The organism is Streptomyces sp. NRRL S-340, from assembly GCF_000720185.1.
GTDB lineage: Bacteria > Actinomycetota > Actinomycetes > Streptomycetales > Streptomycetaceae > Streptomyces.
The window spans coordinates 96295-109962 of sequence record NZ_JOIY01000028.1 but is presented as its reverse complement, the minus strand read 5'-3'; the positions used below and the strand labels follow the sequence as shown (position 1 = coordinate 109962).

At 72.0% G+C, this 13668-nt stretch carries 14 protein-coding genes; 3 read left to right on the top strand and 11 right to left on the bottom strand.

Annotation, left to right across the window (positions count from 1 at the left end; genetic code table 11):
* Together IG64_RS22575 and IG64_RS22570 are read left to right on the top strand one after the other, a co-directional pair.
* Positions 1-194: antibiotic biosynthesis monooxygenase family protein (locus IG64_RS22575; RefSeq protein ID WP_037859104.1), on the top strand; the 194-nt coding region annotated here is incomplete at its 5' end.
* 226 nt (positions 195-420) lie between these two features.
* Positions 421-870: a nuclear transport factor 2 family protein gene (locus tag IG64_RS22570; protein ID WP_037859037.1), complete on the top strand. Its 450-nt coding sequence runs from the start codon at positions 421-423 to the stop codon at positions 868-870.
* 118 nt (positions 871-988) lie between these two features.
* Here IG64_RS22570 and IG64_RS22565 read toward each other — a convergent pair whose 3' ends face one another.
* The 5 genes from IG64_RS22565 to IG64_RS22545 all read right to left on the bottom strand — a co-directional run bounded on the left by IG64_RS22565 (position 989) and on the right by IG64_RS22545 (position 5876).
* Entirely contained in the window at positions 989-2266 is a 1278-nt protein-coding gene (locus tag IG64_RS22565) for a ketosynthase chain-length factor (protein ID WP_078884149.1), read from the bottom strand.
* The gene (locus IG64_RS22560) at positions 2263-3543 is read right to left on the bottom strand and encodes a beta-ketoacyl-[acyl-carrier-protein] synthase family protein (RefSeq protein WP_037859036.1); all 1281 of its coding nucleotides are present in this window, start codon (positions 3541-3543) and stop codon (positions 2263-2265) included. Before IG64_RS22560 ends, IG64_RS22565 begins: the two co-directional genes overlap by 4 nt.
* Before the next feature lie 271 nt (positions 3544-3814).
* Complete coding sequence (locus IG64_RS22555; RefSeq protein WP_037859034.1) at positions 3815-4750, bottom strand: aromatase/cyclase; 936 nt, start codon at positions 4748-4750, stop codon at positions 3815-3817.
* 31 nt (positions 4751-4781) lie between these two features.
* The gene (gene fabG, locus IG64_RS22550) at positions 4782-5576 is read right to left on the bottom strand and encodes a 3-oxoacyl-ACP reductase FabG (RefSeq protein ID WP_037859033.1); all 795 of its coding nucleotides are present in this window, start codon (positions 5574-5576) and stop codon (positions 4782-4784) included.
* A 21-nt stretch (positions 5577-5597) separates the two neighbouring features.
* The gene (locus IG64_RS22545; protein WP_037859030.1) at positions 5598-5876 is read right to left on the bottom strand and encodes an acyl carrier protein; all 279 of its coding nucleotides are present in this window, start codon (positions 5874-5876) and stop codon (positions 5598-5600) included.
* Between the two features lie 281 nt (positions 5877-6157).
* Here IG64_RS22545 and IG64_RS40570 point away from each other — a divergent pair, with 281 nt between their 5' ends.
* Positions 6158-6787 carry a hypothetical protein gene (locus IG64_RS40570; RefSeq protein ID WP_051813208.1) on the top strand — a complete coding sequence of 210 codons (630 nt, stop codon included), beginning with the start codon at positions 6158-6160 and terminating at the stop codon, positions 6785-6787.
* 40 nt (positions 6788-6827) lie between these two features.
* Here the strand turns inward: IG64_RS40570 and IG64_RS22535 are convergent, their stop codons facing one another.
* The 6 genes from IG64_RS22535 to rfbA all read right to left on the bottom strand — a co-directional run bounded on the left by IG64_RS22535 (position 6828) and on the right by rfbA (position 13668).
* A complete protein-coding gene (locus tag IG64_RS22535) occupies positions 6828-7436 on the bottom strand; it encodes a response regulator transcription factor (protein ID WP_037859029.1) in 609 nt (202 codons plus the stop codon).
* Between the two features lie 105 nt (positions 7437-7541).
* Positions 7542-8780 (bottom strand): sensor histidine kinase, encoded by a 1239-nt coding sequence (locus IG64_RS22530; RefSeq protein ID WP_078884147.1) that lies wholly within the window; start codon positions 8778-8780, stop codon positions 7542-7544.
* A 130-nt stretch (positions 8781-8910) separates the two neighbouring features.
* A complete protein-coding gene (locus tag IG64_RS22525; RefSeq protein WP_078884146.1) occupies positions 8911-11208 on the bottom strand; it encodes a TOMM precursor leader peptide-binding protein in 2298 nt (765 codons plus the stop codon).
* The gene (locus tag IG64_RS22520; protein WP_037859025.1) at positions 11205-11597 is read right to left on the bottom strand and encodes a hypothetical protein; all 393 of its coding nucleotides are present in this window, start codon (positions 11595-11597) and stop codon (positions 11205-11207) included. The genes IG64_RS22525 and IG64_RS22520 overlap by 4 nt, the downstream gene beginning before the upstream one ends.
* A gap of 109 nt (positions 11598-11706) precedes the next feature.
* Complete coding sequence (gene rfbB / locus IG64_RS22515) at positions 11707-12738, bottom strand: dTDP-glucose 4,6-dehydratase (protein ID WP_037859023.1); 1032 nt, start codon at positions 12736-12738, stop codon at positions 11707-11709.
* Between the two features lie 33 nt (positions 12739-12771).
* Positions 12772-13668 (bottom strand): glucose-1-phosphate thymidylyltransferase RfbA, encoded by an 897-nt coding sequence (gene rfbA / locus IG64_RS22510; protein ID WP_037859022.1) that lies wholly within the window; start codon positions 13666-13668, stop codon positions 12772-12774.

The following is a 13668-nucleotide window of genomic DNA, read 5'->3' as shown; positions in this document are numbered from 1 at the left end:
CCCAGCCGGGATTCGTCTCGCTCCGGATGCACCGGGGAACCGCGGGCAGCCGGCTCATGATGAACGTCGCGGTCTGGGAGTCGACCGAGGCGCTCGCGACGGCGTTCGGCAGCCCGGAGTTCCAGCGCATGGCGGCCGACTTCCCCGACGACATCGTGTCGTACCCGCACATCTTCGAGCGCATCGACGTATGACCCGGCACCTGGCAAGGCGTGGGGGACCGTGAGCCCCGGGTGGTCGATCGGTTGTCGAGGAGCGCACGAGGGACGGCCTGGAGGGTGGGGAGCCGGACCCGGGCCCCGGGCCCGGACCGACGCCAGTGAGAGCTGCGAACGAAAGGGTGGTCCGATCAGCGTGCGTGCCAGGCGCCGCGCGCCGGGCGCCCGTCTTGTTCGCGGCTCTGAGCGATGAGGAGTCCCGATGAGCGTGCAGGAGATCCCCCAGCGAGCACAGCAGCCCTCGGCGGAGCTGTACCAGCAGGTCCAGCAGTTCTACGTGCGGCAGATGCAACTGCTGGACAGCGGCGAGGTGGACGCGTGGATGCACACCTTCACCGAGGACGGCGTCTTCGCGGCGAACGGGCAGCCCGAGCCCACTGTCGGACGCGAGGCGATCGGGGCGGCCGCCCGCAAGGCCGGTGACCACTTCGCCGCGCAGGGCATCCAGCGCCGCCACTGGCTGGGCATGGTGTCGGTCACCGGACAGGAGGGGACGACGGTGACCGCACGCTCCTACGTCCTGCTCATCGAGACCCCGCGCGGCGGTCAGGCGACGATCCTGTGCAGCGCCACCTGCGAGGACGTCCTGGAGATCGGCCCCGAGGGGCCGGCGGTGCGGCGGCGCCACGTCAGCCGCGACGACCTGGTGTGACGGACGGGACACCACCTCGCACGCCGGGACACGAAGAGACCGGACATGACGGAGGGCCTCCGCGGGCGACGCCCGCGGAGGCCCTCCGTCATGTGCCGGGGCCGCGCCCCGGCGCCCCTCACGGAGCCGTCACCACGGTGGCCGCGTTGAAGCCGCCCTGCCCCCGGGCCAGCACCAGCGCGGTGCGCAGCGGCATTTCGCGGGGGGTGGCCGTGACGAGGTCCAGGGCGAGGTGCTCCGGCAGGCCGTCGCCGGTGATGTGCACGGAGGGCGGGATCACGCCGTCGCGCAGCGCCAGCAGGGCGGCGGCCAGATCCAGCGAACCGCCGCCCGCGGCGAGCCGGCCCGTCATGGTCTTGGGCACGGAGACGGACACACCGCGCGGCCCGAACAGCGCGCAGATCGCCTCGGCCTCGGCCCGGTCCAGTTCCGGCACCCCGGCGGCGTCCGCGAACACCACGTCGACCGCGTCCGCGGTCAGGCCCGCGTCGGCGAGCGCGCCTTCCGCGGCCCGCCGCAGGCCCGGCTCGCCCCCGCTGCCGGGCCGCGGGTCGAAGGTGGCCGCGTACCCCGCGAGCGCACCGTAGGACCGGGCGCCGCGGTCCCGGGCGGTGGCGGCGTCCTCCAGCACGAGGATCGCACCGCCCTCACCGGCCACCTGGCCGCAGGCGGCCGCGTCGAAGGGCAGGAAGGCGCGGACCGGGTCCGAGGCGGTGCTCATGTGGCCGCCGGCGAGCAGCGCGGCCCAGCCCCAGGGGCAGATCGCCCCGTCCACGCCGCCCGTGACGATGCGCCGGCTGCCCTTGCGCAGCTGCCGGCGGGCCTGGGCGACCGCGTCGAGCCCCCCGGCCTGTTCGCTGACGATGACCCCGCTGGGCCCGCGCAGGCCGTGTCTGATGGATATCTGGCCGGTGTTGACGGCGTAGAACCAGGCGAAGGACTGGTAGGCGCTGACGTGACGGCTGCCCTTGCCCCACAGGGACTCCAGCTCCCGCTGGCCGAACTCGAACCCGCCCGCCGACGCGGCGGTCACCACTCCGGACGCGAACTCCGGCTCGCTGCGCGGGTCGAGGCCGCTGTCGGCGATCGCCTCGTCCGCGGCGGTGAGCGCGAGCCGTGTCATGTGGTCGGTCTGCGGCAGCAGCCGGCCGGGGATGTGCTCGGCCGCGTCGAAGCCGGGGACCTCCCCGGCGAGCTGTGCCGGATACCCTCGGGCGTCGAACCGGGACACCGGCCTGATGCCGCTCTCCCCGGCCAGGGTGGCCCGCCACCAGCGGTCGCGGCCCAGGCCGTTGGGCGCGGCGACGCCCATCCCGGTGAACACCGGGTGGGCGGGGCCCGCGGAGGGCCGCGGGGTGGCCGTGCCGCTCGCCCGGGTGCTCGTCGGCGTGCTCATCGGACACTGCCTTTCCGTGTGCCGTCGGGCCGGGTCAGCACCATCGCGCTCTGGAAGCCGCCGAAGCCGCTCCCGACGGTGAGGACCCGTTCGGTGTTCTGTTCGCGTGCCGTCAGGGGCGTGTAGTCCAGGTCGCACTCGGGGTCGGGCTCGTGCAGGTTGGCCGTGGGCGGGATCACGCCGTGCTCGATGGCGAGGGTGCTCGCGGCGATCTCCAGCGAGCCGATGGCCCCCAGCGAGTGGCCGATCATCGACTTGATGGAGCTGACCGGGGTCTCGTAGGCGTGCGCGCCCAGGCTCTTCTTGAACGCGGCGGTCTCGTGGCGGTCGTTCTGCTTGGTCCCCGAGCCGTGCGCGTTGACGTAGTCGATGGCCGTCGGATCGAGGCGGGCCTGGTCCAGGGCTACGCGGATGGCCTCCGCCATCTCCTTGCCGTCCGGCCGCAGGCCCGTCATGTGGTAGGCGTTGCAGCGCGAGGCGAAGCCGGAGATCTCGGCGTACAGACGGGCGTCGCGGGCCCTGGCCCGGCCCAGTTCCTCCAGGACGAACACGGCGGCACCCTCGCCGAGCACGAAGCCGTTGCGGGAGGCGTCGAAGGGGCGCGAGGCGTGCTCGGGGTCGTCGTTGCGCGGCGACGTCGCCTTGATGGCGTCGAAGCAGGCCACGGTGATGGGGGAGATGGGTGCCTCGGTGGCTCCGGCGACCATGATGTCGGCCGAGCCCTCGCGGATCAGCTCGGCGGCGTGCCCGACGGCGTCCAGTCCCGAGGTGCAGCCGGTGGAGACCACGGCGGCCGGGCCCTGGGCGCCCACGGCCCAGGCCACCTCCGAGGCGAACGAGCTCGGCACGAAGTGATCGAAGAGGTGCCTGCTCGTGTACTGGTGGTCGACCAGCCACTTGCGGCCGCCGTCGCTGACCACGTTGTACTCGGTGTCCAGGGACGTCGTGGCCCCCACCGCGCTGCCGACGGTGACGCCGACGCGGTGCGGGTCGAGTCCCGCGAAGTCCAGGCCGCTGTCGGCCATGGCCTCCCGGGCGCACACGACCGCGAACTGCGCCGCGCGGTCCATCCGGCTCGTCTCCTGGGGCGACAGGCCGGACTGCTCGGGGTCGAAGTCGGCTTCCGCGGCGATCCGCGAGCGGAACTGGGACGTGTCGAATCGGGTGATCGACCGGGTGGCGGTGCGGCCGGACGTCAGCAGTGACCAGAATTCCTTCAGCCCGATGCCGCCCGGCGCGATCACCCCGATCCCGGTGATGACTACGCGTCGTTCCATGTGACTCCTCCGTTGTGCCGGGATGGGCGTGCGGGCGCGGAGTCCTGGGTGTGCCCCGGCGGATCCCGCAAGCAACTCGACGGTGCACTGGGTGACTCAAACCGTGCTGGAGGGCCGACCCAGCCCAGGCTCGCGCCGCCCCGGGACGAGGGCGGCGCCGCGGCCTTCCCGGCGCGCCGGGCGAAAGGGCGGGGCGGCCGGAGCCGGTGTCCGCCGCGCGCACGGCGACGGCCCGCGCCGCCTGCGGGCGGGCGGGCCGGGGGCGCGGCCGTCAGCGCCTGGCCTCCGCGTGGGCCTTGGCGTGGCCCAGCGTGGCCAGGCTGTTGGTGCTGAGCGCCTCGTGCACGTAGGAGCGTGCGCCCGCGACGGTGGCGTCGGGGCCGAGGACCCGCTCGATGTTGGCCGTGTTGAGGGTGACGGTGTGCTGCGAGGCGGCCCGTACCCCCTCCGGCGTCTCGGTGAACGTCCAGACACCGGTGTGCAGGGTCATCAGCGCCGGCAGGGTGACCTGCTTGTAGGCGATCTTCTCCGGCGGGAAGGTCACCCGGTACGACTTGGTGGTGTGCGTCGAGCCGTCCTTGGCCCTGGTGTCCATCTCCAGGGTCTGCAGGCCCGGCGTGTCCTCCTCGAGCCGGACGCTCGCCACGTGCGGCAGCCGCTCGCTCCACAGGTGCGCCTCGTTCACGAAGTCGTAGACGTCCTTGGCGGCGCCCTGGACGAGTACGGAGTCCTCGAAGGAGAACGTCACGTCCTGCGTCGAGCAGGCCAGTTCGACGTTCTCCTTGAGCGCGGCCAGCTCGGAGCGGGAGTTGCGGTCGACCGCCTCGTCGATCCACCGCAGGCCGTCCGGGTCGTCGTCGACCGCCCGGTAGTCGTGCAGCAGCCGGACGCGGGACCGGGTCGCGGACAGCGCCTCGATGATCCAGGTGCCGCCCATGGCGGCGACCGGAGGCGCGGTGACCTCCTGGCGGAAGGTGATGCGGCGGGCCGCGGGGTCCAGGGTGCGGTGCGAGGTCCAGTTCTTCGCCTCGCCGTTGGCGGTGGCCCAGATCCGGATCCGCTCCTCGCCCTCGCCGCGTTCGACGTGGTCGACGTGGATGGTGGGCGGGAAGATCCGGGGCCAGTTCTCCACCTCGGCGAGCAGCCGGTAGACCACATCGGCCGGCGCCGAGACCGTGATCTCGTGCGCCACTTCACGGATGGTCATCGTCGTCTCTCCTGTCGGGGGGGGGTGCGGGTCAGAAGTTGCCGAGGCCGCCGCAGACGTTGAGGGCCTGCGCGGTGATGGAGGCGGCGGTGTCGGAGGCGAGGTAGCCGACCAGGCCCGCGACCTCCTCGGGGGTGGAGTAGCGGCCGAGCGGGATCTTCGCCTGGAACTTCTCCAGGATCTTGTCCTCGGTGGTGTCGTACGCCGCCGCGTACCCGGCCCGCACCCGCTGGGCCATCGGGGTCTCGACATAGCCGGGGCAGACCGCGTTCACGGTGATGCCGGTCGGCGCCAGCTCGTTGCCGAGCGCCTTGGTGAAACCGACCACGCCGTGCTTGGAGGCGGAGTACGGGGCGCCGAGCACCACGCCCTGCTTGCCCGCCGTGGAGGCGATGTTGATGATCCGCCCGCGCGGCCTGGTCCGCATGCCGCCGGTGTTCAGCACCTCACGGGTCATACGGAAGACGCTGTTCAGATTGGTGTCGATCACGTCCTCCCAGAGCTCGTCGGTCAGGTCGGCGGTGACGCCGCCGCCGGACCGGCCGGCGTTGTTGACCAGGACGTCCACGGCGCCGAACCGGTCGACGGCCGCCCGCACGAACGCTCCCACGCTGTCCGCGGACCGCACGTCGAGCGTCGAGCCGTCCACGTCCAGGCCCTGCTGCTGGAGTTCCTTGACCGTCGCGGCCACGTTCCCGGCGTCGCGCGCACCGATGTACACCCGGTGCCCCTGGGTCGCCAGCAGCCGCGCGACGGCGAGTCCGATGCCGCTCGTCGCGCCGGTGACCAGCGCGGTCCGGCTCTCCTGTGTCGTGTGCTGTGTCATGCTCGCCTCCTCGGGCGTCCGTCAGCGGGTGGCGGCCACGGTCTGCTCGCCGAGGTACCGGTTCACGGCCTCGACCAGCAGGCGCGGGGTGACCGCGTCGGCCAGGGTGTGGTCGGCGAGCGCGACGCCGTACTCGCGCTCGATGCGGCCGCAGGTCTCCAGGAGCGCGAGCGACTCGTAGCCGAGCAGCTGGAATTCGGTGTCCGCGAAGTCACCGTCGGCGACGCCTTCCTCCTCGGTGCCGGCCGCGGCGTACAGGATGCGTTTGAGGTCGTCCTCGGTGAACTGGAGCCCTGACATGGTTCCCCCTCCTGACGGGTTGGCCGGCACGGTCCGTGACGGGCGCCACGAGTGTCCGGACGCCGACCATTGGGCCAGAGCGGCCTCAAGAAGGACTGGATCGCGCCGCCGGAGCACCTGCCGGGCGGGTGCGGTGAGGGACCCGTGATTTCCTCATGCCTTCGGTGTGATCTGTTCGCTGCCCAGGGCGCCGTACGCGGTTCCATACTCAAGGACGCGAGCGGGCCGGTGGACGGAGCCGCACCTTTGCCGGTCCCGCCGCTCCGAGGAGGTGGTTGACCGTGACTCCCCACGCGGAAGACGCCCCCCTGCGCATCCACCACCTGTGGTCCCTGCGCGAGGACACGGTGGTCGGCTGGGACGAGGAAGGGCGGGCGCTGGTGCTCAGCGGCCCGCAGGGCACCGAGCGGGTCGAGGACCCGGGGCCCGCGGTGGCCGAGGCGCTGCGCCGGATGGAACTCGGTCCCGTACTGCTCGCCAACCTGCCGCCGCCGGAGGGCCGCACGGCACCCGGGCACGAGACGTTCACGGTGGTCCTGTCGGTGCTCCGCGGGATCTCCCCCATGGTGATCAGGACGCTGTCCCTGGACGATCTGAGGGGGCCGGTGCTCTCCGTGGTACCGGTGGGCCGCAGCGCCCGCTTCGCCACCGTCCGGCTGCCGGCGTGGCGCCGGGTGCGGCTGCGGCCCACCGCGACCATCACCGTGCGGGGCAACACCTTCCTGGTGCAGTGCCACACCCTGGGGCACCGGGTGGAGATCCACCGCCCGGAGGCGATGTGGGTGGTGTCGCTGCTGGCCTGGCCCATGACACCGGAGGCCATGGTCGAGGTGCTTCCGCTGCCCGCCGAACTGACCCTGGAGATCCTCGGCTACCTGGCCGGGGCCGGGCTGACGGTGGCCGCGGCCTGACCGCCCCGCCGCGCGCTGGGCGAGCAGGCGGCGGGGCCGGTCACAGCAGCCAGCCCGACTCGCGGGCGATGCGGATCGCGTCGACCCGGTTACGCGCGTTGAGCTTGGTCACGGTGGTGGTGAGGTAGTTGCGCACCGTGCCCACCGAGAGCCGCAGGTGTGCGGCGATCTCCTGCGGTTCCGTGCCCTGCGCGGCCAGTTGCAGCACCTCGGTCTCGCGGGTGGTCAGCGGGCTCTCCGCGCCGCCCCAGGCGGCCAGGGCCAGTTGCGGGTCGACCACCCGCTGGCCGGCGGCGACGCGGCGCACGGCGTGGGCGAGTTCGCTGGGCGGGGCGTCCTTGAGGAGGAAGCCCGCCACGTGTGCGGACATCGCCCGGCGCAGGGTGCCGGGACGGCCCAGACTGGTGAGGATCAAGGCCCGGCACTCCGGGAGACGCTCGTGCAGCAGCTCGGCCGCGCTCAGGCCGTCGAGGCCCGGCAGGTCGATGTCGATGATGGCCACGTCCGGCCGGTGTTCGCGCGCCGCGCTCAGGATCTCGTCGCCGCGTTCCAGCTCGGAGACCACCGTCAGGTCTTCCTCCAGATCGAGCAGAGCCACCAGCGCGCCGCGGACCATGTGCATGTCCTCGGCCAGCAGGATCCGTATCATCGTCGCTTTTCCCCGTTCCCCCGCCGACTGCGTACGCTGGATGCTACTCAAGCGTATAGCCGCCGTCGTTTTTCCGTCAGTACGCAAAGATCACGCCAAGACTCCTCACGCGATGTTGTCGGCCCTGCCGTACGTCGCCTTGCCGGCCCCGCCCCGACCCGGACACATGTCGCCCGAGCGCGCCGCCTGGAGCGGTGCCTCGGCGGTGATCCGGAAGGTGTCCGCGCCCGAACCGTCGTGCAGGCGCCGCACGATCAGCCGCCCTCCGATGCCCTCCAGCCGCTGCTGGAGGTTGCCCAGGCCGCTGCCGCTGTCCGGCGAGGAGGGCGTCTGGTGACCGGTCACCAGGCCGTCGTTGACGATCGTGAGACGGACCAGACCGTCCTCGACCCGCGCGGAGATCCGGCAGTACGAGGCCTTGGAGTGCCGCAGCAGGTTGGTGACGCCCTCCCGCAGCACCGTGGCCAGCACGGTGGACGTGGCCGGTCCCAGCCGCCCGATGGCGTCATGGGTGTCGACCGTGACCGAGACCCTGGCGGCGGCCAGCACCGACTCGGCGGAAGTGAGTTCGGAGTTGAGGTACATCTCCCGGTAGTCGCGGGCGACCCGGCGCACGTCGGCCAGCGCCTGCCGGGAGATGCCGAGCACCTCGTCGACCTCCTTGCGGGCCCTGAGCGGGTCGGCCGGGATGAGGCGGTGGATCAGCTCGTTCTTGAGGGTGATCGCGGAGAGGCTGTACCCGAGCAGGTCGTGCAGGTCCCTGGAGAACCGCAGCTGCTCGTTGCTGACGGCGAGCCGGGCGAGGTCGGTGCGGGCCCGGTGCAACTGGTCCACCAGGGCGGTCAGCCGGCTCAGCCCGTACACCACGAGACCGGTGAGCGCGGTGGTCTGGCACATGTACACGATGTCGACGACCGCGAGGTGGTGCAGGCACCCGGGCACGAGCAGGCTGAGCGTCGTCAGCCCGTACAGCGTCCAGCCCGCCCTGGCCGGCAGGAGCAGCAGCACGGATCCGGCGAAGAACCCCGCCATCGCGCCCCAGGGCACTCCGAACCAGATCAGCGGCAGATAGGAGAGGGCACCCTGCGCGGCCAGGGTGAGGAACTTGCTGCGCGGCCGTGCCGCGGAGGCGCCGGGAGCCGAGTGCACGAGCTGGAGCAGGAACACGAGGATCAGGCAGGCGACGGCGAGGGCCAGATTGTAGGGACCGAGCGGCTGGGACAGGATGTTGAGGAAGGTGATGCCCAAATAGCATGCGAGCGCGGCCAGCAGAATGCCGCGGGCGGTTCTTGTGAACGTCTGGCCGGAATGTGCTGCGTGTCCGTTCGGGTCCTTACCGTTCATCGCTCGTCCGAGCCCCCCGCCCGTCTCTCCATCCCGGTTCAGATGGAACCGGCGTCATTCTAGGCAGAGTACGGTCAACGGCTGGCGAATTTTCTACCCGGATTCCGTTCCCCTGTCCGAAAGTATTCGGTCAAACGAAGAGCGGGATCGGATTGAGCTGCTCGTACGGTGTAGGGCCGGCGAGGCGTCCGAGCGCGACCGGTACGTCGAAGAGTCTGCCCGGCGCGTACCGGGCCCAGAAGTGCCGGAGCCCCGGCACCACGACCTTGACCACCGGCATTCCGATGTCCGGCCGGGTCTGGTCCAGGACGAGCAGGTCCAGGCCTTTGGCGCGGACGAGGTCGGTGACGGCCCGGACGTCGTCGAGCAGATCGGTGCGCGCCGCGTAGGCCCAGTGGCCGGGAGTGCGCGGCCGGGTGGCCGGATCCGGCGCCAGGTACGGCTGGTTGGCGAGCGTCGCCTCGCGCCACCAGCGGACCGGCAGGGGGTCCTTGATGCGGTACCCCTCGCCGGGGCGGCACGCGCCCACGGCGGGCAGCAGTTGCCCCATCTCGGTGAGCGCCCTGCGCAGCGCGATGGCTGGATCGAAGTGGGCGCCGAAACCGAAGACGATGTCCTCGGTGGGCCCGTCGGTGCGCCGGGAGAGGGCCACCATCGCGGGGATGCCGAAATCGGAGGTGAGGTCCAGCGCCCACACCTTGCGGCCCAGCTTCCGGTACCCCTCGCGCAGCCGCCCGATGTACGGCTCGTCGAACGCGTCCAGGTCGACCGCCGGCTGCCGGGTGCGGTTGTACCACCACAGGGCCACCGCGTCCCGCTCCACCAGCTCCAGGAAACCCTGCAGCAGGGCGTCCTCCGGGCTGCTGCCCGCCGCGTTGCCGTTGGAGTCGGCCAAGGGCCCGTGCGGAGCCGGGGCGCCGGCGGGGAAGTAGAGCATCGACGTGGGCAGCAGCCGCCTGCGCCGCTCGGTCAGGGACCACACGGGGGCCCACTCCACCGGCCGGTCGTCGTCGAAGGGCTCGGGCACGTGGTGGAAGGGAGAGCCCGAGCGGTTCCAGCGGTCCCGCTCGCGGAACTGCCGCTCCGCGTACAACTGGCAGGAGTTGGGGTGGATGGCCTCGTCGCCGAGCGCGCGCAGGGTGTCCACCACGACCGGCTCGTCGCCGTGCCGTGTGCCGCTGTAGCGCTCCACCGCCTCGCACAGCGCACTCGTGCGGGCCTCGGCGTCGGTCAGGCCCTTGCCGCCGCTGAGCGAGCGCAGCCCGGCCAGACCGTTGTCCCGCATCGCGAGGTTGCGCCCCGACACATATGTGGTGGCGAACTCGGGTGCGCCCGGCGAGGGTTCGAGCATCGGGACGATGCCGGTGACCGGGCTCACCAGGTGCCCGTAGCGCTTCAGCAGCTGGTCGGGACTGAGGGCCCGGTGACCGCTGCCGCCCTGGCCCGCCTTGGGCCGCGACACCGGGACGAACGGTGCGGACACACGCCGCGCCGTCAGTCCGGGGTCCCCGCAGGAGGCGCACTGGGGGACACGGGAGACCGCGTGGACCCTGGTCTCCAGCCGGAGGGTGTCGACCGTACGGACGGAGCCCTGGTCGGCGTAGCGCAGCCCGGCCAGCCACTTGGCGGCCTCCAGGACCACGCTCTGCGCGGCCAGGGCGCGGCCCGCCGGCAGTGAGGCGGCCGGCCGGCCCAGCGGACGGTCGAGCCCCAGCGCCTGCTGGAGCGGTGCCTCGTACCCGCGGTGCTGTGCCAGCCGGGCGGCCAGACACGACCAGCAGGGCCCCTCGTCCGGCTGGAAGAACGGGCCGATCCACGGCTCGTAGCCGCACAGCCGGGCGAGCAGCCACGGTCTGCCCGCCGCCCGGTGCTCGACGTCGACCCGCTTCAGCTCCGGGGAGAGGTAGTCGTCGCACAGGACCAGCGTGAGGTCCGCGTCCGCCTCGGTCACGGTGACGCCGGACCCGGCGCCCGCGGCGAGCACCGGTCCCGCGTCCACACCGGCGAGCGGCAGGACGCGGAGCCGGGCGCCGGCGAGGCCCGCCGCCGCCCGGGCGCCGTCCAGGCCGGCCAGGTCCCAGTACGCCTCGGCGACCGGGTCGGTGTCCGTCGCGGCCGGGGCCGGCTGCTCGAAGCGGAGCAGTCCCGCCTCACTGAGCAGGTGCAGACCGCCCTGGGTCTCCTCGGCGGTCAGCGCGGGTGCGGCGGCGCGCAGGATCTCGGCGAGTGACCGGGTGCCGTCGAGCAGCGGGCCGAGCACCTCGGCGAGGGCGCCGCGCAGGGCGGTGACGCCCCGGCGGGAGACCAGGTAGGTCGCCTCGCCGGGGACGTTCGCGGGACGTAGGTGGTGCCTGAAGCCCACGAGAGTGGAGCCGTCCTGTAGGGCGGCCGGCCCGGATCTCCAGGAGTGCGGCGATCCGGAAGTCATATCCACGCCCCGGCGACCGCGTCCTCCTCGACGGCCACGGGATCCGCGGTCCACGCACCGGAGGCGTCGGCGGACGCGGTGTGGGCGCAGAACGTGAACATCGGGTCGTCGGACGGGTCGGGCTGGGCGCAGAACGTGAACTGGGCGTGGTCGACCGGGTCGGGCTGGGCGCAGAACGTGAACTGGACGTGGTCGGCCGCGGCGGCCGGGGTGCGGAACGTGAGCCGGGGTGCGGCGCCGCCCGCGTAGGTGTAGGTGAACTGCACGGTGGAACCGGCGGAATGGTCGAGGGTCTCGACCACCAGGAGCGGGCGGGCGGTAGCCGTTCCGGTGACGCGCGTCGAGCGAGGCGAGACGAGATCGTCGGACGTGATGCTGGCGTGGCTCATCGGAGAAGATCCTGACTGACGTGGTCGGCTGGTGTTCCAATGGCCGGGATTCTTCGCGGAGCCGGCGGCTGACGGACAGTGTCCGGATCATCGGCGACGGGTGAAGTTCTCATTCAAGTGGAGGCTCCACCTCCATCAACCGCTGCCTCAGCGGTTCCCACCAGCTCCGGTTCTCCCGGTACCAGCGCACAGTTTCGGCCAGTCCCTCCTCGAAGCTCCTGCGGGGTGCGTAGCCCAGCTCCTCGCGGATCTTCGTGCAGTCGACCGAGTAGCGGCGGTCGTGTCCCTTGCGGTCCTCGACGTGTTCGACGCTGCCCTCCCAGGTGGCGCCGCACGCCGCGAGCAGCGCTTCGGTCAGCTCCCGGTTGGAGAGTTCGGTGCCGCCGCCGATGTTGTAGACCTCGCCCGCGCGGCCCCGGGTGCGGACCAGTTCGATGCCCTGCACGTGGTCGTCGATGTGCAGCCAGTCGCGGACGTTGCCGCCGTCGCCGTACAGCGGGACCTTCCTGCCGTCGAGCAGGCTGGTCACGAACAGCGGCACGACCTTCTCGGGGAACTGGTGGTGGCCGTAGTTGTTGGAACAGCGGGTCACCCGCACGTCGAGACCGTGGGTGCGGTGGTACGACAGCGCGATCAGGTCGCTGGAGGCCTTCGCCGAGGAGTACGGCGAGTTCGGCCGCAGCGGGTGGCTCTCGGGCCAGGAACCCTCGTCGATCGAGCCGTACACCTCGTCGGTGGAGATGTGCACGAAGACCTCGACGCCGGCCCGGTGCGCCGCGTCGACGAGGGTGTGCGTGCCGACCACGTTGGTGCGCACGAACTCGGCGCCGCCGTCGATCGACCGGTCGACGTGCGACTCGGCGGCGAAGTGCACCACCTGGTCGTGCTCGGCCATCAGCTTCCCGACCAGCTCGGGCGAGCAGATGTCCCCCTCCACGAAGGAGAACCGCGGGTGTGCGCGTACCTCGTCGAGGTTGGCCGGATTGCCCGCGTACGTCAGCTTGTCCAGGACGGTGACCGAGACGTCGCCGGGGCCCTCGGGCCCCAGCAGCGTACGGACGTAGTGGGAACCGATGAAGCCGGCCCCGCCGGTCACCAGGATGCGGGTGGTGGCCGGTGCGGCCGGTCGGATCGGGTGCATGGGGCGGGCTCCTCGGTCGGCGGGGGACTCGTGTCAGGCGGCGCGGACGGCCGGGCGCGGAATGCGGCGGGAGGCCACCTCAGTGACGTAGGCGCCGTAGTCCGTACCCCGCATCTCCTCGCCCAGGCGCAGGCACTGCTCGGGGGTGATGAAGCCGAGGTTGAGCGCCAGTTCCTCCAGGCAGGCGATGAACTCGCCCTGCCGCTGCTCGACCAGCTGGACGTACTGCGCCGCCTGCAGCAGCGAGTCGTGGGTGCCCATGTCCAGCCAGGCGAAGCCGCGGCCGAGCGGGGTGAGCTGGGCCCGGCCCTGCGCCAGGTAGGCCAGGTTGACGTCGGTGATCTCCAGCTCGCCCCGTGCCGAGGGGGAGAGGTTCTTGGCGATGCCGACCACGTCGTTGTCGTACAGGTACAGCCCGGTCACCGCGAGGTTGGAGCGCGGGTGGCGGGGCTTCTCCTCCAGCGACAGCAGCCGGCCCTGCTCGTCGATCTCCCCGATCCCGTAGCGGTGCGGGTCACGCACCCGGTAGCCGAACAGCGCCGCGCCGTCGAGCCGGCGCACCGCGTCGCCGAGGATCTCCGAGAAGCGCGGCCCGTGGAAGATGTTGTCGCCGAGCACCAGCGCGACCTGGTCGCCGTCGATGAAGTCGGCGCCGATGAGCAGCGCTTCGGCGATGCCGCGGGGCTGGTCCTGCTCGGCGTAGGAGATGTTCAGGCCGAGCCGGGAGCCGTCCCCGAGCAGGGTGCGGAAGCTGTCCGAATGGTCCTTGGACGAGATCAGCAGGATGTCCCGGACACCGGCCAGCATCAGCACGGAGAGCGGGTAGTAGATCATGGGCTTGTCGTAGACCGGCAGGATCTGTTTGGACAGCGCACCGGTCAGCGGGCGCAGCCGGGTGCCGCTGCCCCCGGCGAGGATGATGCCCTTCAT